Source organism: Cobetia sp. 4B (assembly GCF_018831605.1).
In the GTDB taxonomy this organism is placed as follows: domain Bacteria; phylum Pseudomonadota; class Gammaproteobacteria; order Pseudomonadales; family Halomonadaceae; genus Cobetia; species Cobetia amphilecti.
In genome coordinates this window covers 698,911-716,936 of sequence record NZ_CP059843.1, presented here as the reverse complement: position 1 = coordinate 716,936, position 18,026 = coordinate 698,911, and the positions used below count along the sequence as shown (strand labels likewise).

General features: G+C 64.0%; 14 protein-coding genes. 7 read left to right on the top strand and 7 right to left on the bottom strand.

Translation table 11 applies throughout. The features are described 5' to 3' along the window. Nucleotides 1–17: 17 nt before the first annotated feature. Entirely contained in the window at nucleotides 18–1,235 is a 1,218-nt protein-coding gene (locus H2O77_RS03005) for a hypothetical protein (RefSeq protein ID WP_215823878.1), read from the bottom strand. Continuing rightward, a complete protein-coding gene (locus H2O77_RS03000) occupies nucleotides 1,235–1,915 on the bottom strand; it encodes a zinc ribbon-containing protein (protein WP_324691608.1) in 681 nt (226 codons plus the stop codon). The genes H2O77_RS03005 and H2O77_RS03000 overlap by 1 nt, the downstream gene beginning before the upstream one ends. Before the next feature lie 319 nt (nucleotides 1,916–2,234). Between H2O77_RS03000 and leuS the strand changes: the two genes are divergently transcribed. The 4 genes from leuS to H2O77_RS02980 all read left to right on the top strand — a co-directional run bounded on the left by leuS (nucleotide 2,235) and on the right by H2O77_RS02980 (nucleotide 7,325). After that, complete coding sequence (gene leuS / locus H2O77_RS02995; RefSeq protein WP_215823877.1) at nucleotides 2,235–4,835, top strand: leucine--tRNA ligase; 2,601 nt, start codon at nucleotides 2,235–2,237, stop codon at nucleotides 4,833–4,835. Nucleotides 4,836–5,020: 185 nt separating this feature from the next. Beyond that, complete coding sequence (gene lptE, locus H2O77_RS02990; RefSeq protein ID WP_215823876.1) at nucleotides 5,021–5,566, top strand: LPS assembly lipoprotein LptE; 546 nt, start codon at nucleotides 5,021–5,023, stop codon at nucleotides 5,564–5,566. A 328-nt stretch (nucleotides 5,567–5,894) separates the two neighbouring features. Continuing rightward, complete coding sequence (gene holA, locus H2O77_RS02985; protein WP_043335288.1) at nucleotides 5,895–6,953, top strand: DNA polymerase III subunit delta; 1,059 nt, start codon at nucleotides 5,895–5,897, stop codon at nucleotides 6,951–6,953. 21 nt (nucleotides 6,954–6,974) lie between these two features. Continuing rightward, a complete protein-coding gene (locus tag H2O77_RS02980) occupies nucleotides 6,975–7,325 on the top strand; it encodes a DUF6482 family protein (protein WP_215823875.1) in 351 nt (116 codons plus the stop codon). Nucleotides 7,326–7,562: 237 nt separating this feature from the next. Here H2O77_RS02980 and H2O77_RS02975 read toward each other — a convergent pair whose 3' ends face one another. The 3 genes from H2O77_RS02975 to fadB form a co-directional block, all read right to left on the bottom strand. After that, nucleotides 7,563–8,495, bottom strand: coding sequence for an amidohydrolase family protein (locus H2O77_RS02975; protein WP_107335475.1), 933 nt, complete (start codon nucleotides 8,493–8,495; stop codon nucleotides 7,563–7,565). Nucleotides 8,496–8,686: 191 nt separating this feature from the next. Beyond that, nucleotides 8,687–9,865 (bottom strand): acetyl-CoA C-acyltransferase FadA, encoded by a 1,179-nt coding sequence (fadA, locus tag H2O77_RS02970; protein ID WP_043335293.1) that lies wholly within the window; start codon nucleotides 9,863–9,865, stop codon nucleotides 8,687–8,689. Between the two features lie 93 nt (nucleotides 9,866–9,958). Next, nucleotides 9,959–12,109: a fatty acid oxidation complex subunit alpha FadB gene (fadB, locus tag H2O77_RS02965; protein WP_215823874.1), complete on the bottom strand. Its 2,151-nt coding sequence runs from the start codon at nucleotides 12,107–12,109 to the stop codon at nucleotides 9,959–9,961. A 425-nt stretch (nucleotides 12,110–12,534) separates the two neighbouring features. Here fadB and H2O77_RS02960 point away from each other — a divergent pair, with 425 nt between their 5' ends. Further along, nucleotides 12,535–13,647: a DUF5924 family protein gene (locus tag H2O77_RS02960; protein ID WP_043335301.1), complete on the top strand. Its 1,113-nt coding sequence runs from the start codon at nucleotides 12,535–12,537 to the stop codon at nucleotides 13,645–13,647. 217 nt (nucleotides 13,648–13,864) lie between these two features. Further along, complete coding sequence (gene slyA, locus H2O77_RS02955; protein WP_043335305.1) at nucleotides 13,865–14,311, top strand: transcriptional regulator SlyA; 447 nt, start codon at nucleotides 13,865–13,867, stop codon at nucleotides 14,309–14,311. 124 nt (nucleotides 14,312–14,435) lie between these two features. On the opposite strand, the gene H2O77_RS02950 is transcribed toward slyA, so the two are convergent. After that, complete coding sequence (locus H2O77_RS02950; RefSeq protein WP_215823873.1) at nucleotides 14,436–14,984, bottom strand: preprotein translocase subunit YajC; 549 nt, start codon at nucleotides 14,982–14,984, stop codon at nucleotides 14,436–14,438. A 209-nt stretch (nucleotides 14,985–15,193) separates the two neighbouring features. Here H2O77_RS02950 and H2O77_RS02945 point away from each other — a divergent pair, with 209 nt between their 5' ends. Continuing rightward, nucleotides 15,194–15,646 carry a universal stress protein gene (locus H2O77_RS02945; protein WP_043335309.1) on the top strand — a complete coding sequence of 151 codons (453 nt, stop codon included), beginning with the start codon at nucleotides 15,194–15,196 and terminating at the stop codon, nucleotides 15,644–15,646. Nucleotides 15,647–15,813: 167 nt separating this feature from the next. Here H2O77_RS02945 and H2O77_RS02940 read toward each other — a convergent pair whose 3' ends face one another. Further along, nucleotides 15,814–17,751 carry an ATP-binding cassette domain-containing protein gene (locus H2O77_RS02940; RefSeq protein ID WP_215823872.1) on the bottom strand — a complete coding sequence of 646 codons (1,938 nt, stop codon included), beginning with the start codon at nucleotides 17,749–17,751 and terminating at the stop codon, nucleotides 15,814–15,816. Nucleotides 17,752–18,026: the final 275 nt, after the last annotated feature.

Sequence of the window (18,026 nt, the reverse complement as noted above, 5' to 3'; positions counted from 1 at the left end):
TTATCGCAGGATTGCGCTCAGACCTCGCTGTCACGCATCCAGCTGGCCTCCTTGAGCCATGGCCCCAGCTGGCGGAGCTGGAAGGCGCGATCGCGCGTCCACTCGTCACTGCCGACATGCGCCGTGCCGCCAGGTGCTTCTCCCAGCACATCATCCGGGAACTTCAGGCTGTCGCGCCCCTTGATCAGCAGCGAGTAACACCGGTCGTGGCTGACCAGACTTTCGCGCAGGTAGCGCCACACGCATTCCTTCATGAACCACTGATCGATATTCGGCGTCTCGACATGCTGTGGCTGCCACTGGGCCAGCAATGTCTCGAGTGGCGGCAGGACACCGGCCACCCCGCCCCACAGCCCCGCCAGCACCAGATCGGTATGACTCCACCAGTCACGCATGACATGGAAGAAGCGCCCAGAGGTCAGCCACATCTGCACCGCGCGCACTTCGCGCAGACTGATGACGCTGTCGCAGTCGCGGACCACGAAGTAGCCCACCGTCGGGTCATCGGCGACCGCGAAGCGCCAACACAGCCGCTGTCTCAGGGTGTCACTGGAGGGACGCTCACACAGCTCGGCGTCCAGTTCCCGCGCCAGGGCCAGGAAATCATCGGGCACGCTGTCATCGTGATAGAGCCGAACCCGCCACCCCGGATACAGCACCGGCGCCAACAGCAGGTTATGCAGCATGCCGTTCAAGTAGCGCGGCCCCTTGCCCCAGAGGCCGAAGGACAGCACGCGCGTCTTGCCGGCGGCGACTGCCGAGGGGGATTCAGCGGGCAGCCGCCAGCCCTTCGCCAACGGCAGGCTCCCATGCTGCTCGTCCTTGAGCGCCAGGGCGCGACTGCCATGCTCGCGTGCCTCGTCATGGCGCTTGAGTCTGGCCGCGCTGCTGGCCAGCGAGTCGAACAGCACCGGATTGAGACAGCCTCGTGCGGCCAACGCCTCACCGGCCGCCAGCGAGCCGGCGGCATCATTGGCGCGCGACAGACACACCACCTGATTGAGCGCGATCTCTTCATCGGCCGGACACTCCACATGCCCCTGGGCCAGAATCTGGCTGGCCGAGCGATAATCCGCGAGCAGAAACAGGTAATAGGAGATCTGCTTGAAGAGGCCCGCCTCACGTGGACGCGGGCGCTGATTGAAGTGATCGATCAGCTGTTGCAACGCCTTGTGGCGCTGACCGGCGCTCCAGGTGGCATGCGCCGGGGCGAACCAGTCTGACGGTGTCGCCATCAGCCCTGATCACTCTCATCGGCCGCGGGAGGCTGACGAGTGACGGGCGGCGCGCCACGCGAGAAGAAACGATGTCCACAGGCATGGCAGGGTTCCAGCACGCTGGGGCGCGTGAGCGTGGTGGTCGATTCACAGTGCACGCAATGCAATAGCCCCGGCGCGATGACCTCGCCGCTGGTGTAGTCGGCGCGCGCGGCCTCGAGGTCTTCCTCGAAGTGGGCGCGGTCCACCACGGTGCGGTCCGCGATCGACATCAGCGCGGAACTGACACTGCGCGACAGCACCGAGAGATCGATCCCCAGCCAGCTGGCGATCCCTTCTCCGCCGGTCGCCAGATGGCGGCGGAATTCACGCATGTCACGCTCGACCCAGGCACGCAGCAGCGCCAGCTCGTCGAGCGTGAATTCCTCGACCTCGGCCTCGAACTTGACCGCCTCATCCAGCTCGGCCTTGAGGCCATCCCACGACAGCTCACCGCTGCTGTCTTCCAGCCGCGTCAGGATTCGCCCATAGGCATCGCCGAGACGTCCTTCACCTTCGCCCTGCGGCTGGCTGGAAGCTGAGCGCGAGGGCATCGGCGTATCTTCAAAGCCACTGTCGTGCGAGGACGTGGCAGCCGTATCACGATCCGTGGCGCTGATCGGCTCATGGGGATCGCGGGGTTCACGTGGTTGGCTCATGGACTCTCCTTGTGTCTTCACCTTCTCCCGTACTGCGGGAGGGCATGGCGCTCTACCTTCAGCATGGTGGCGTTGGCGTTGCGACACAAGCCACACGCTTCCACTCCCTGACACGCATCAAGCGCGTGGCACTGGCAGCATGAAGCGCATTCGCCTGGCGCCACAGCGCTCGCCTCCCCTACCTGAGTCCTGGCGTCTGGGGTAGACTTGACCCCATCGCAGACAGCGGCGGCCCATCCCGATGTGACCGCCCACCTCTTCACGCCCTGCCTGTCCCTGGTGACGGGTAGCGGCCAATGCCAAGGTAGTGACGGACCCGATGGATTCACAGGATACTTCTCAACAGTACGCTCCCGATCAGATCGAACAGGCTGCCCAGCAGTACTGGGAGAAAAATCAGTGTTTCAAGGCGGTGGAAGATGCCAACCGCGAGAAGTTCTACTGCCTGTCGATGTTCCCCTACCCCAGCGGCAAGCTGCACATGGGTCACGTGCGCAACTACACCATCGGTGACGTGATCTCGCGCTTCCAGCGCATGCAGGGCAAGAACGTCATGCAGCCGATGGGCTGGGACGCCTTCGGCCTGCCGGCGGAAAACGCCGCGATGAAGAACAACGTCGCGCCGGGCAAGTGGACCCACGAGAACATCGCCTACATGCGCGATCAGCTCAAGGCGCTGGGCTTCGCCTACGACTGGAGCCGTGAATTCGCCACCTGCGACCTGGAATACTATCGCTGGGAGCAGTGGTTCTTCGCCAAGCTGGTCGAGAAGGGTGTCGTCTACAAGAAGAGTTCCATCGTCAACTGGGACCCGGCGGACCAGACCGTGCTCGCCAATGAGCAGGTCATCGACGGCCGTGGCTGGCGTTCCGGCGCGCTGATCGAGCGCAAGGAAATCCCGCAGTGGTTCCTGCGCATCACCGATTACGCCGAAGAGCTGCTGGCCGACCTCGACAAGGTCGAGTGGCCGGAGCAGGTCAAGACCATGCAACGCAACTGGATCGGCAAGTCACGCGGTGTCGAGCTGAGCTTCGGCCTCGATGCCAAGGCCAGCCAGGTGCAGGAATCCCTGACCGTCTTCACCACCCGTCCGGACACCCTGATGGGCGTGACCTACGTCGGCGTCGCCGCCGCTCACCCGCTGGCCAAGGCCGCGGCGGAGCACAATGCGGAGCTTGCCGAGTTCAACGCCGAGTGCGCGCGTGGCGGCACCAGCGAAGCCGACATGGCGACCATGGAAAAACGCGGCATGGATACCGGCTTCAAGGCCATCCACCCGCTGACCGGCCGTGAAGTGCCGGTCTTCGTCGCCAACTTCGTGCTGATGGAATACGGCACCGGTGCCGTGATGGCCGTGCCGGCCCACGACGAGCGTGACCACGAATTCGCCACCAAGTACGACCTGCCGATCGAAGCCGTGATCGCCGATGCCGACGGCAATGCGCCTGACGTCAGCGAAGCTGCCTTCACCGAGCACGGCGTGCTGATCAACTCCGGTGACTTCGATGGCCTCGACTTCGAGAGCGCCTTCGATGCCATCGCCGCGCGCCTGGTCGAGCAGGGTCGTGGTGAGGTCAAGACCAACTTCCGTCTGCGCGACTGGGGCGTCTCCCGTCAGCGTTACTGGGGCGCACCGATTCCGGTCAAGAATGGCCCGAACGGTGAATCCATCCCGCTGACCGACGACGAACTGCCGGTCGCTCTGCCGCTGGAAGTCGAATTCGACGCCTCCGGTGGCTCGCCGATCAAGAAGATGCCGTCCTTCAGTGACCTGGGCGATGGCTGGCAGCGCGAGACCGATACCTTCGACACCTTCATGGAGTCCTCCTGGTACTACGCGCGCTTCTGCTGTGCGGACAACGCCGATGCCATGCTGGACGAGCGCGCCAACTACTGGCTGCCGGTCGATTACTACATCGGTGGCATCGAGCACGCCATCCTGCACCTGCTCTACTCGCGCTTCTTCCACAAGCTGATGCGTGACTTCGGCCTGGTCGACAGCGACGAGCCGTTCAAGCAGCTGCTGACCCAGGGCATGGTGATCGCGGACACCTACTACCGCATCAACGCCAAGGGCGGCCGCGACTGGTTCAACCCGCTGGACGTGGACGTCGAGACCGACGACAAGGGCCGCGCCATCAAGGCCGTACTGAAGTCCGATGGTCTGCCGGTGGAAATCGGTGGCACCGAGAAGATGTCCAAGTCCAAGAACAATGGCGTGGACCCGCAGTCGATGATCGACCGCTTCGGCGCCGACACCGTGCGCCTGTTCATGATGTTCGCCGCGCCGCCGGAGCAGTCGCTGGAATGGTCCGATTCCGGTGTCGAGGGCGCACACCGCTTCGTCAAGCGCGTCTGGCGTCTGGTCCACGAGCATGTCGCCGCCGGCACTCCGGGCGCGCTGGATGTGACCGCCCTGAACGATGATCAGAAGGCGCTGCGTCGCAAGACACACGAGACCATCGCCAAGTGCAGCGATGACATCGGCCGCCGCACCACCTTCAACACCGCCATCGCGGCCGTGATGGAGCTGGTCAACGCCATCAGCCGCTTCGAGGATACCTCCGAGCAGGGTCTGGCCGTCAGCCGTGAAGCCGTCGAGGCCTGCGTGCTGCTGCTGTCGCCGATCATCCCGCATGCCAGCCACTCGCTGTGGTCGACACTGGGCCACGACGAAGCCGTGATCGACGCCAGCTGGCCGGCCGCCGATGCCGAGGCGATGAAGAAGGACAGCATCGAGCTGGTCGTGCAGGTCAACGGCAAGCTGCGTGCGCGCCTGTCCTTCGCCGCCGATGCTGATCGCGACGCCATCGAGGCCGCGGCGCTGGCAGATGCCAATGTCACCAAGCACACCGATGGCAAGACGGTGCGCAAGGTGATCGTGGTGCCGGGCAAGCTGGTCAATATCGTCGCCAACTGATAGCGACCCGACCAGATCGAGCAAGATACCGGCGGCCCGAGTCGCCGGTCCCGTCAGAGCCCGACAGGCAGCTGGAAGGATGTCGGTCTCTGACGGCCATATTCCGTGCGCTGCGTGATGCTGACAGGCACCACGCAGCGCTCTCGCAAGATATTCATGACACTCGTTCATGACAGGAGGTCACGGTGACGCAAGCGAAGTCTTCCAGTGTTTCAGCAGACACATCAGAGCGTGCATCCCACGGCCTCGGCCGCCGTCGTGTGCTGGCCGCTCTAGGCGTCGGCCTGGCGCTGACACTGAGCGGCTGCGGCTTCCAGCTGCGCGGCGTGAACGATGCGCCGATGGCCATCACCGAGCTGGACGTCCAGGCACCGATCACCAAGACCCACGACGCCCTGCGCGATGCTCTCGAGCGTGCCGACGTCCAGTTGAGCGACAGCGCCCCGCTGGCCCTCAACCTGGGCAAGGTTCGTGAGAACGTGCAGCAGATCACCTACGGCGATGCCGGCAGCATCAAGCGTGAACTGACCTATCGCCTGACCTACTCGCTGCAGCGCAAGTCCGATGGGGCCTACTTGGCCAACCAGCAGGAGCTGCAGGCCAGCAGCCTCTACTACACCAACGATGACGACCTGCTCAACACCGATGACCTGCGTGAGCGCGCGGCCAAGGAAGTCAATCGTGACCTGAGTCGTCAGTTGCTGGAGCGCCTGCGCGCAATCAAGCCCTGAGCTCCACGCTCCCGCACTGAGGCGCCCCGTTCGTAAGTCATGAGTCGTGAATCGTGATCCATAAGTGCTGAAAGGCCAGACGATTGACGACAAGATGATTGACGACAGGCGAAGCCGGGAGAAGTGGAAGAAAGCTGGCAGCAGTTGGTAGAGATTGGAAATCGCAACGTTCGCCAGGCACGGCTCCACGATATCGGGCAACCGATCATCATGGGGCCGTGCCTGTTCAGGGCCACCATCACGCCGGGGCTAGCACCCTGCTCGTGACTGGCCGCCCGAGCCTTAGGCGCACTTGCCCACCAGACCCGCGCAGTATCGAAGGACATTCATGAAGGTCTATCCCGACAAGCTCGACGAGCAGCTCAACAAGCGCCTGTCTCCCGTCTACATCGTGGCCGGTGATGAGCCGCTGATTCACCAGGAAAGCTGCGACGCCATCCGGCGTGCGGCGCGCGCTGCCGGTGTCGAGGAGCGTGAGGTACTGCATGTCGAGAACGGCTTTCAGTGGGGCCGTTTGACCGAGTCTGCCGCCAGCATGTCACTGTTCGCCTCGCGCAAGCTGATCGAGCTGCGCATGGGCACCCAGAGTGCCGGCCAGGAAGGCAGCAAGGTCCTCAAGGCCTACGCCGAGCGCATCGAGAAGGATGGCGACATCCTGCTGATCACCGCAGCGCGTCTCGATCGCAAGGTGCAGCAGACGGCGTGGTTCAAGGCATTGGAGAAGGTCGGCGTCTTCATCGCGGTGTGGCCGGTGGACCATTCCCGCCTCGGCTTCTGGATTCGCGACCGCGCCCGTCGTCACGGCCTCGAGCTGAATCAGGACGCCGCCCGCCTGCTGGCCGAGCGCATCGAGGGCAACCTGCTGGCCGCGGATCAGGAGCTGCAGAAGCTGGCGCTGCTGCACCCGCCGGGCGCACGCCTGGATGGCAATGCCATCGTCCAGGGCGTCGAGGACAATGCCCGCTATGATGTCTTCACGTTGGCCGATGCGTGTCTGAAGGGGGAAGTCGAGCGCAGTGGTCGCATCGTGCTCGGGCTGCGGGGAGAAGGCGTCGAGCCGCCGGTGATCCTGTGGGCACTGACCCGCGAGCTGCGCACCCTGCTCTCGCTGCGCCAGCATCTCGATCAAGGCCAGAGCTTCGAGCATGCCTGCAAGGCGCAGAAGCCGATGATCTTCGACAAGCGTCGCCCCTTCTATCAACAGGCGCTCAACCGCCTGCCCCACAAGCGCCTGCACAAGCTGCTGCTGTTCTCGCAGCGACTCGACATGGCGATCAAGGGCGGGATGACGCTGCCCATCTGGGACGGGATGGTCGATCTCGCCCTGACGCTCGCCGGCGGACGCGGCCCACTGGCCGAACTGCCTCACGCCTACAAGGTGGTGTGATTCAGACACCTGGGAGAACACATGCAGACCTCCTCCAGCACGCTTGGCGAAGCCGTCGACGTCGAGACCCTGCGGCGGTGGCTCGCCGAAGGCAATACTCTGACAGTGGAAGTGCAGACGCTGGATCAGGGGCTTCATGTGGTTCGCCTGCATCACGCCGCAGGCATCAGTCGCCTGGTCGATGACAACGGCCAGTCTCTGCGTTTCACCGGCACCCAGTGGATCAGTCGCCTGCTGTTGCCGCTGGGGCTGACCCACGGCGTGCAGACCTGGGCGGAAGTACAGGATGAGATGATCGGCCTGCCCACGACGCCGATCGACAATGCCAGCCTGCTGGCCCATGGCACGCGCGTGGCCTTCCAGACCCGCTAGACGCTGCGCGCCACATCTCTCCTTGCTTGTCTTTCTCCCCAGCTCCTCGCTTGTCTTGCTCCCCTGCTCCTCGCTTGTCTTTCTCTTCAGCTCTCCTCGCCTATCATCAAGACGCCCCCACCAGCAGGCTGATGGGGGCGTCTTGTCATTCGGCTTCTGTGCCTTATGCGGCTTTTCGGCTTATACAAGTGATGCCGCGTCACTCAACTGCGCCCTGCAAGCGTGGCAACTCTTCGCTCAGTGCGCCGCATCCGCCTTGGACTTCACGAACGCCTTGTAGCCATAAAGCTTGCGCGGGTTGTCTCGGAAGATCTTCTCGCGCATCTCGCGCTCCGGCAACCAGCGCTGCATCAGCTCGGCCAGGGTGTCCTCTTCCGGCATCTCGACGCCGATATAGGGATGCGGCCAGTCACTGCCCCACACGACGCGCTCCGGATTGGCCGCCACCAGCGCCCGCACCAGCGCCGTGACATCGGAGTAAGGCAAACGACCACGCGTGGTCAGTCGGTAAGGCGCCGACAGCTTGACCCAGGTGCGCCCCTGCTTGAGCAGTCGACACAGCGCGGCAAAGCCGGGGCATTCAGGGCCACGCGTGGCTGCCAGATGTCCCATGTGGTCGATCACCACCGGCACCGGCAAGCTGCCGAGGCGCGCTTCCATGTCACGGAAGGTCGAGACATCGATCAGACATTCCAGGTGCCACTTGAAGCGTGCCAGGCGATCCGCCAGCAGCACCACATCACGCCAGCGCAACCCGCCGGCGAAGATCAGGTTGAGGCGAACACCACAGACTCCAAGCTCGGAGAGCCGCTCTAGCTCGGCATCACTGATGTCGGGCGTGACAACCGCCACGCCACGGTAATCCAGCCCACGCTCACGACAGCTCTGCAGGCTGTCGCACAGCAGGCGATTGTCATAGCCATAGACACTGGGCTGTATCAGCACGCCATGGCTGGCGCCCAATGCATGATGCATCTCGAGTGCTTCATTGAGCCCCACGGGGGCCGGGTCATAGGTTCTGTCCGCCGCCAATGGGTAACGCACCGGGTCACCAAACAGGTGAAGGTGACAATCAATACTGCCCGCCGGCAACCGGAAGGTCAGGGGGTGTGGCAAGGGTCTGGGCGGCGTGGCGCGCGGCAGATCCTGCTCGACATGATTCCAGTCCATCGATGCGACTCCCTCGCGTAACCTCAATCATCAAGCCCGGGGCGACGTCACGCTCGATCGCCCACTGCCACGATACTGCGCCGCCCCTCTCGTTTCCAGACAAAAGCCTGCCGACGAAAAAGCGGCATGTCCGAAGACATGCCGCTTGAGGTATCAGGCGAGGCCTGATCGCTGACCGAAGACGCTGACGTTCAGTCGAGGCGCTCGAACACGGTCGCGACGCCCTGGCCCATGCCGATGCACATGGTCGCCAGGCCCAGGCGCGTGTTCTGCTGCTTCATGACGTTGAGCAACGTGGTGCAGATACGCGAACCGGAGCAACCCAGCGGGTGGCCCAGCGCGATCGCGCCGCCGTTGAGGTTGACCGCCGTATCGACACGCTCCAGGAGGCCAAGATCCTTGAGTACCGGAATCGACTGCGCCGCGAAGGCCTCATTGAGTTCGACGGTCTGAATGTCCTCGATGGTCAGGCCTGCCGCCTTGAGCGCCTGCTTGGAGGCCGGCACCGGCCCGTAACCCATGATGGAGGCGTCACAGCCCGCCACACCAGTGGACAGCACACGAGCGATGGGCTTGAGGCCCAGCGCTTCGGCGCGCTCGGCACTCATCACCGCCATGCCCGAGGCGCCCACCGACAGCGCGGAAGAGGTGCCCGCCGTCACGCTGCCGCCCTTGGGATCGAACACCGGCTTGAGGTTGCCCATGGATTCCATGCTGGCATCGCCACGGATGACCTCATCGCGGGTCACCATCACGCGACGCCCCTCGGCATCATGGCCCTCGACGCCGATGATCTCGTCATCGAAGCGACCTTCATCGGCGGCGGCCTGGGCACGCTGATGAGAGCGCACGCCGAACTCATCCTGCTGCTCACGACTCACGCCATGCATCTTGCCGAGCAGTTCCGCGGTCAGGCCCATCATCATAGCCGCCTTGGCCGCATGCTTGCTGGCCGCCGGGTTGACGTCGACCCCGTGTGCCATCGGCACGTGCTCCATGTGCTCGACACCGCCGATGATATAGAAATCGCCCATGCCGGCCTTGATGTTGGCGGTAGCGATATGCAGGGCGCTCATCGAGGAACCACACAGGCGGTTGACCGTCTGCGCCGGCACGGTACGCGGAATGCCGGTCATGATGGCGGCATTGCGCGCGATGTTCATGGACTGCTCCAGGGTCTGGTTGACGCAGCCCCAGATGATGTCGTCGACCTCGGCCGGCACCAGGCCGGGATTGCGATCGAACAGCGCCTGCATCACCGCGGCGGACAGATTCTCGGCGCGCACGTGTCGGAAGGCGCCATTCTTGGCCTTGGCCATGGCGGTACGCACGCCATCGACGATTACCACATCTCTCGGATTCAGATTCATTGTCTGGCTCCCTCATGGCCCTCGCTGTCGCGAGAGCCGAAAATTCTGGTCGGATAGTGCTGGCGGCCACTCGGGCGCTCAGCCATCAAAGGCTCAGGAGTAGAAGGCTTCGCCACGCTTGGCGCGCTCGCGCAGCGCCTCGGTCGGGCGATACAGCGGCCCCAGCTCATCGGCCAGGCTGTCGGCCAGCGCGACGAACTCGGCCACGCCCATGGCATCGACATAGCGCAGCGCACCACCACGGAACGGCGGGAAACCGATGCCGTAGATCAAGGCCATATCGGCCTCGGCCGGGCTGCCGACGATGTCGTCTTCCAGGCAGCGGATGGTTTCCATGCACAGCGGCACCATCATGCGCGCGATGATATCTTCATCGGAGAACTCGCGCGTCTCGCTGACGACCTGGGCCACCAGTGCCTGAGCTTCATCATCCGCCAGCTTCTTCGGCTTGCCCTTGCGGTCTTCCTCGTAGCGGTAGAAGCCCAGATCATTCTTCTGGCCGAGGCGCTTGTTGTCGTACATCACCTGGATGGCGGTCTTGCCGTCTCGCGCCATGCGGTCCGGGAAGCCTTCCGCCATCACGGCATTGGCGTGCACCGCGGTATCCATGCCGACCACATCCAGCAGGTAGGCCGGGCCCATCGGCCAGCCGAACTTCTCCATCACCTTGTCGACGCGCTGATAGTCGGCGCCCTTCTCGACCAGCAGGCTGAAGCCACCGAAGTAGGGGAACAGCACGCGGTTGACCAGAAAGCCCGGGCAGTCGTTGACGACGATCGGCGTCTTGCCCATCTGGCGGGCATAGGCGACGGTCGCGGCGATGGCCGCATCGCTGGACTTCTCGCCACGGATGACCTCGACCAGCGGCATGCGGTGCACCGGGTTGAAGAAGTGCATGCCACAGAAGTTCTCGGGACGCTTGAGCGACTCGGCCAGCCGCGTGATGGAGATGGTCGAGGTGTTGGAGGTCAGGATGGCGTCCTCGGCGACGTTGCCCTCGAGCTCGGCCAGCACCGAGGCCTTGACCTTGGGATTCTCGACCACCGCCTCGACGACCAGGTCCACATTGCCGAAGTCACCGTAGGACAGCGTCGGGCGAATGTTGGACAGGCCCTGCGCCATCTTCTCGGTGGTCAGCTTGCCGCGCTCGACGCCCTTGCCGAACAGCTTGCGTGCTTCCTTGAGGCCCAGTTCGATGGCCTCGCCGTTGATGTCCTTCATCAGGATCGGCGTACCCTTGCTGGCGCTCTGATAGGCGATGCCGCCGCCCATGATGCCGGCCCCCAGCACGGCGGCCTGCTTGATCTCACCGGCCTGCTTCTCGTAGCCCTTGGCCTTCTTCTTGACCACCTGATCGTTCATGAACAGGCCGACCAGATTGAAGGCCACGTCGGTCAGCGCCATCCTGGCGAAGGTCTTGGCCTCGATGGCCTGGGCACGCTCACGCGATTCCCCCGCGCCCTTCTGGATGACCTTGATGGCCTCCACCGGCGCCGGATAGTGCGGACCGGCCTTGCCGGCCACGAAGCCCTTGGCGGTCTCGAAGGCCATCATCTGCTCGATGGCATTGAGCTTGAGCGGCGAGGTCTTCTCGAGACGACGCGCCTGATAGTCCAGCTCACCGGCATTGGCACGCGCCAGAATATCGAGTGCCGCCGCGTCCAGCTCGGCCACGGGCAGGACGGCATCGACGGCGCCCACTGCCAGCGCCTTGTCGGCACGGTTCTCGGTGCCACCACAGATCCACTCGATGGCGTTGTCCGCCCCGATCAGGCGCGGCAGTCGTACACAGCCCGCCCAGCCGGGGATGATACCGAGCTTGGTTTCCGGCAGGCCGATCTTGGCGCTGTCGGCCATGACCCGGAAATCGGTGGTCAGGGTGATCTCGCAGCCACCGCCCAGCGCCAGCCCATTGATGGCAGTGACGGTGGGGAACGGCAGGTCCTCGATGGCATTGAAGATGCCATGGATGTTCATGTTCATGTCGATGAGGAAGGCTTCATCCTTCTCGAACATCTGATGGAACTCGGTGATATCGGCTCCGACCACGAACGCTTCCTTGGCGGAGCGGATGACCAGCCCCTTGAGATCGGCCGTCGCCTTGATGGCCTCGACCGCCTCTCCCAGCTCCTTGAGTACGTAGCTGGCCAGCTTGTTGACCGATTCGCCTTCAAGATCGAGGGTCAACAGGGCGATGGCGTCCTGATTGGCCTCGACGGTTAGCGTTTTGCCTGAATAGATCATCCACGGATCTCCACAAGAGAAAGAGGTGAAGGGGCTGCCCGGCGCTCGAGGGTCACTGCCATTTGGCGTTGGTCATGAGGGCGCTGGCAACCGGCCTCGCCGGACTCGCCGCTGGCAGAGGCACCGCGCGAGAGTCATCTCTCATCACAGCGCTTCATACAAGCGTTTGAATACAGCCAGCTTGGGCCAGTGACGGGCAAAGATCAAGCCTGCGGACATTAGCGAAAGGTCGGGGGTCACGGGCCATCTGTATACTGGTCCGGGCTGACTGGCGCAGGCCATCGACAGCCGATGTAGGCAAAGATCGACGCTACACCGCACAAGGCAGCCGCGTTACCCTGAACGCTTTCCCAACCCGCAGGCTGGCCGCGACACCTCCTCGCGCGCCAGCAGGCTTTCAAAGGCCTCATCGATATCATGCTTTCATGAGCAGCACTCTCACCGCCCTGTATCTGCGCCTGACCGGCCTTGTCGAACGCACCAAGCGCTGGCACTGGCTATGGCCGCCCATCGGCTTCGCCGCCGGCATCTGCAGTTTCTTCCTCGTCAATCGTCAGCAATGGCTGGGCGGCATGCTGGCGCTGGGCATGATGCTGGCCTGGTTGATCCTGATCGCCGAAGGCCTGTGGAGCCGTCTGCGCCGCCATCGCGGCCAGAATGCCCTGCCCCGCAAGCTGGCGACTTTCGTGGCCCAGCTGATCCAGCAGGAGACACTGTGTTTCACCTTGCCGTTCTTCCTGGCGACCACCGACTGGGCCAGCGGCCAGGCGGGCTTCACGCTGCTGCTGTGCGGCGCGACCCTGCTGTCGATTCTCGATCCCTTCTACTACCGGCTGGCCGAGCGCCATCGCTGGCTGTACTTCGGCTTCCACGCCCTGTGCGTGTTCGTGGTGGTACTGGTCACCCTGCCTCTGCTGCTGGAGCTGACCACGGGCGAGAGCCTGCTGGCCGCCTGTGCCGCCATGAGCCTGTTCGCGCTGCCCAGCGTTGCCAACCTGCGCATCGCGCGTGGGGTGGTCGGCGGTCTGGCGATGATCGGCATCAGCGTGATGCTCGGGGTAGGCGCATGGGGGGCACGCGCCTGGATTCCGCCCGCCACGCTGTGGATCAATGCCAGCAGCCTGTCGCCGGACTTCGATACCGCGGCGCGCGCACCGCGTGGCGAGATGCAGCTGACACCTGCGCAACTCTCCGCCCGTGGTCTCTACGCCTTCACGGCCATCCGCGCGCCGCGCGGCCTGTCGGAGAAGGTCTATCACGTCTGGCGTCATGACGGCGAAGTCGTCGATCGCATCGCCCTGAACATCAACGGCGGGCGCAGCGAAGGCTACCGCGCCTGGACGCACAAGACGGCCTTCCCGCAGGGCAGCGAGGGCGAGTGGCGCATCGATGTCGAGACGATGAACGGACAGCGCATCGGCAGTCTGCGCTTCGTGGTCAGCGATGATCCGCAGCAGGCGACCCTGGCCGACAGCACCATCAGCCAGCCGCCCGGCATCCCCGGCTGGCGTATCACCAACCTGATTCCGGGTTTGTGACAGTCGCCATCATGAGCCACTCCGCAAGCGGGAACGCTGAGTTACTCGACCTTGGACGTAAAATTCGTTCGCAGGCTTGTAATTATCCAGACTGCCTAGCATGCTGATGTGAAGGGCGGCGCGCGCAAGGAATCAGTCTCATACAGGTTTGAGTGATACTGGACGCGCGCCAATGACAAAAGCCCCTTCACATTTGCACTCAGCGGACGACCTATCCATGCATGAAGATATCGGACTCAAGCTTTCCCGCCTGCCGCGCCTGTGGCGCGCCATTCTGGACCAGCGACTGTCCCCACTAGGGCTGACCCAGACTCGCTGGATGACGCTGGTACACCTGTGGCGCATGGGCGATGGTCAGCCCCAATGTGATCTGGCTCGCTCCATCGGTATCGAAGCCCCGTCGCTGGTTCGCACCCTGGACCAACTGACCGAACAGGGCCTGGTCGAGCGCCGTGCCTGTGAGGAAGACCGCCGCACCAAGCGCATCTTCCTGACCCGCAAGGCGCTGCCACTGATCGAGAAGATCGATGCCATCGCCGAGCAGACTCGCATCGAGATGCTCGAGGGCCTGAGCGAGGCGCAGGTCGATCAATTCTGTGAATGCCTGCGCGTCATGGAGCGCAATGGCCTGGAAATCTCCGAGAAGGTGCCGGAGAGCGCCTGAGACTACACCCCGACCGGAAATGGCCGGCCGCGCCAGCAGGACATGAGCGCAAGCGGAACATGAAAAAGCCCACATCGAGTGACTCGATGGGGGCTTTTTTCTGCGGGCAGGAAGGCTGCGCGTGTCAGGCGTCCGGCATCTTCGGCTCGGTGCCCACCAGCGGACGACGCTTGTGCGAGATAGGCGCCTTGTCGATCAACAGCGCATGCAAGGCCTCGAATTCGCGCCGCCAGTCGTGGCAGTTCTCCACATCCAGACTCTCGCCCCACCACAGCGTCAGGCCGGAGAGCGACGACTCCAGCATCAGGGCATCCTCCGGCAGCGTGCGCGTGAAGCGCAGCAGCGCCGCGGCAACGTCCGGATCATCCGCCAGGCGGCTCTCTTCGCGCCAGCGATAGCCCGGCACCGCCTCACGCAGGGCATCACTGGCCCATTCATCCTGCACCAGAATGAAGGGCGTGACATCGCGCTCGGTCGGCCAGGGACGGCGGTAACCGACGATGCCCTTGGGCGCGTCAGAAAGCGCCGGCGCCTTGAGGTCCACCCGCATGCCATCGGCGATCACCGCCTTGCGGACCAGTGAAGTGCGCGTCTCGCGTTTGCTGGGGCGTAGCCAGGTCAGCGGCGACAGCATCGCCAGCACGACAAAAATGATGATCAGCGCAGTCGTCATCGTCTATCCAACGGTTGTCTATTCAAGGGTTTCATCAAGCAGGACGTGGCGTGAAAGCGCAGGATAGGCTATGCAGCCCCGCAGTGTTGCGTCTCACGCACTGCCATTACGTTGATGTAAGTCATTGTGTTCAAGGGGGCGGCAAGCCTAGCATGGAAGCAGGTGCACGACGCCACTCGAATGGCCAACCTCTGCGGGAGGACCTCAGGATGAGCAACGAATACAAGCATGTACTGGTCGCTGTCGACCTGACCAAGGATTCCCATCTGGTGCTGGAGCGGGCACTGCCGATCGCCAAGCGCAACGGCGCCAAGATTTCCATCATCCATACGCTGGAACCGCTGGGTTTTGCCTATGGCGGTGATATCCCGATGGATCTGACCAGCATCCAGGACCAGCTGGATTCCCACGCCCGTGAACGGCTTGGCGAGATCGCCTCCCCTCATGATATCGCCGCCGAAGACCAGTACGTGGTGGTCGGCATGCCGGACAGCGAGATTCATCGCTTCGCGGCCGAACACGACGTGGACCTGATCGTGGTCGGCTCGCATGGTCGACATGGCTTTGCGCTGCTGCTGGGCTCCACCTCCACGGGTGTCCTGCACGGTGCCCAGTGTGACGTGCTGGCGGTGCGCGTCGGCGCGGATGACAGCGAGGAATGATGGCGGCCGGCTAGACGACACCTCATGCCAGACGACACCTCACGTCGATGACATGTGAGGGACGACAAGAGGGCTGCCCATGGGCAGCCCTCTTGTGTGTTCAGCTGAGGGGCTTTCTGCGCCGCACGGCCCTCAAGCATCGTCACTCATGACCGTCACTTGCGGCTTCAGCCTTCCTGCATGGCCTCAAGCTCCATCCAGCGCTCCATCGTCTCTTCCAGCACCTGCTGCTTGTGGCTGAGCTTCTCCAGCGTGTTCTTCACCGTCTTGGCATCCCCGGTGTAGAACTCCGGCGCCGCGATCTCGGCTTCCAGCGTCGCGATCTCCGCTTCCAGCTTCTCGATGGTCGCCGGAATCAGGTCCAGCTCGCGCTGGAACTTGTAGGGCAGCTTGACCTTCTTGTTGGCCTGCTGCGCCTGGGCGGCCTCACGCTTGCGGCGCTCGTCTTCTGCCTGGGCATCACGACGGTGCTTTTCCTCACGCTCACGCTCGACTTCCCACGGTGCCGGCGGCAGATGGCCGCCCTGACGTATCCAGTCGCTGTAGCCCCCGACATACGGCTTGACGACCCCGTCGCCCTCGAAGGCGAGGATGTTGGTGACCACGTTGTCCATGAAGGCACGGTCGTGGGAGACCAGCAGCACGGTGCCGTCGAAGTCGAGCAACAGCTCCTCGAGCAGCTCCAGCGTCTCGACATCCAGGTCGTTGGTCGGCTCATCGAGCACCAGCACGTTGGCCGGCATGGTGAACAGACGCGCCAGCAGCAGACGGTTGGACTCGCCCCCTGACAGGGAGCGAACCGGCTGACGCGCGCGGTCCGGCGTGAACAGGAAGTTCTGCAGGTAGCTCATCACGTGCATGTCACGCCCGCCAACCGTGACACGGTCGCTGCCGCGCGCCACGTTGTCGTAGACGGTGGCTTCCATGTCGAGGCCCTTGCGCAGCTGATCGAAGTAGGCGATCTGCAGCTTGGTGCCTTCGATGCGCTTGCCTTCGCTGGCTTCCAGCTGACCGAGCAGAATGTGTAGCAGCGTGGTCTTGCCCGCGCCGTTGCGCCCGAGCAGGCCGACCTTGTCGCCGCGCTGGATCTCGACGCTCAAGTCACGGATGACCCACTGCTCCTGCGCCTCGTCGTAGCGATAGCTGACGTTCTCCAGCTCCACCACCCGCTTGCCGCTGCGCTCGGCGGAGTCGACGGCGATACGCGCACGGCCCTGCACTTCACGCCGCTGGCCACGCTCGGCACGCATCTTCTCCAGCGCACGCACACGGCCTTCATTGCGGGTACGACGCGCCTTGACCCCCTGGCGGATCCAGGTCTCTTCCTGGGCCAGTTTCTTGTCGAACTCGGAGTTCTCCTTGGCCTCGACATCCATCTCGTGCTGCTTCTGGGCCTGGTAGGCCGCGTAATCGCCCGGGTAACGCCCGAGACGGCCACGGTCCAGCTCCAGAATCTGGGTCGCGAGGCGCTTCAGGAAGGCCCTGTCGTGGGTGATGAACAGCACGGCGCCGGAGAAGGCCGCGACCTGCTCTTCCAGCCAGGCGATGGTATCGAGATCCAGATGGTTGGTCGGCTCATCGAGCAGCAGCAGGTCCGGGTCGGACACCAGCGCACGCGCCAGCGCGACACGACGACGCCAGCCGCCGGACAGGTCTTCCATCATGGTGTCTTCCGGCAGGCCCAGGCGGGTCAGCACGGTATCGATACGCTGCTGGAACTGCCAGCCATCGACGCTTTCCAGCGCGACCTGCACGTGCTCGAGACGCTTGAGGTCCGGCTCGGGATCGCTGATCAGGTGATGGTACTCCGCCAGCAGCGCGCCCGCCTTCGGCAGGCCTTCAGCGACGATATCGAAGATGGTGCGTCCTTCGGCGGCCGGCAGGTCCTGCGAGAGCACGCCGATCTTGAGGCCCGGCGCCTTCCACAGCTCACCGGCATCTGCCTGGAATTCGCCGGTGATCAGCTTGAGCAGGGTCGACTTGCCGGTGCCGTTGCGGCCGACGAGCGCCAGACGCTCGCCGCGCTCGACGACAAGGTCCGCCCCGTTGAGCAAGACGTGATGGCCATAGGCCAGCTGAAGATTTTCCAGTCGTAACAATGCCATGTGCAGCAGCAACTCGTGACGGGTCCACGGCCGGGAAGGCCACGGAGGAAGTGGGAGTCAGGCGGACAGGCCGCCGCCAGCGACGCGCGCCGGAGAATGCTGCCATTCTACCCGAGGCGCAGCGTGCAGGCGATGGAAGACGCCGCAAGGGCTGAAAGACGCAGGCGCCTTGGGTAGAATGGCCGACCGCTTGAAATCACGTCACGTGCCCTGCACTGCCAAGGCCCGCCTGGCATGCAGCGCTATCGAGTGCCAGGCCGACGGGCTGTCGCCCG

Coding starts and splice junctions, on each gene's coding strand:
- fadA (WP_043335293.1), bottom strand. CDS start 9,865: ATGAATCTGAATCCGAGAGATGTGGTAATCGTCGATGGCGTGCGTACC.
- leuS (WP_215823877.1), top strand. CDS start 2,235: ATGGATTCACAGGATACTTCTCAACAGTACGCTCCCGATCAGATCGAA.
- H2O77_RS03000 (WP_324691608.1), bottom strand. CDS start 1,915: ATGAGCCAACCACGTGAACCCCGCGATCCCCATGAGCCGATCAGCGCC.
- H2O77_RS02940 (WP_215823872.1), bottom strand. CDS start 17,751: ATGGCATTGTTACGACTGGAAAATCTTCAGCTGGCCTATGGCCATCAC.
- H2O77_RS02980 (WP_215823875.1), top strand. CDS start 6,975: ATGCAGACCTCCTCCAGCACGCTTGGCGAAGCCGTCGACGTCGAGACC.
- H2O77_RS02945 (WP_043335309.1), top strand. CDS start 15,194: ATGAGCAACGAATACAAGCATGTACTGGTCGCTGTCGACCTGACCAAG.
- holA (WP_043335288.1), top strand. CDS start 5,895: ATGAAGGTCTATCCCGACAAGCTCGACGAGCAGCTCAACAAGCGCCTG.
- slyA (WP_043335305.1), top strand. CDS start 13,865: ATGCATGAAGATATCGGACTCAAGCTTTCCCGCCTGCCGCGCCTGTGG.
- H2O77_RS03005 (WP_215823878.1), bottom strand. CDS start 1,235: ATGGCGACACCGTCAGACTGGTTCGCCCCGGCGCATGCCACCTGGAGC.
- fadB (WP_215823874.1), bottom strand. CDS start 12,109: ATGATCTATTCAGGCAAAACGCTAACCGTCGAGGCCAATCAGGACGCC.
- H2O77_RS02975 (WP_107335475.1), bottom strand. CDS start 8,495: ATGGACTGGAATCATGTCGAGCAGGATCTGCCGCGCGCCACGCCGCCC.
- H2O77_RS02960 (WP_043335301.1), top strand. CDS start 12,535: ATGAGCAGCACTCTCACCGCCCTGTATCTGCGCCTGACCGGCCTTGTC.
- H2O77_RS02950 (WP_215823873.1), bottom strand. CDS start 14,984: ATGACGACTGCGCTGATCATCATTTTTGTCGTGCTGGCGATGCTGTCG.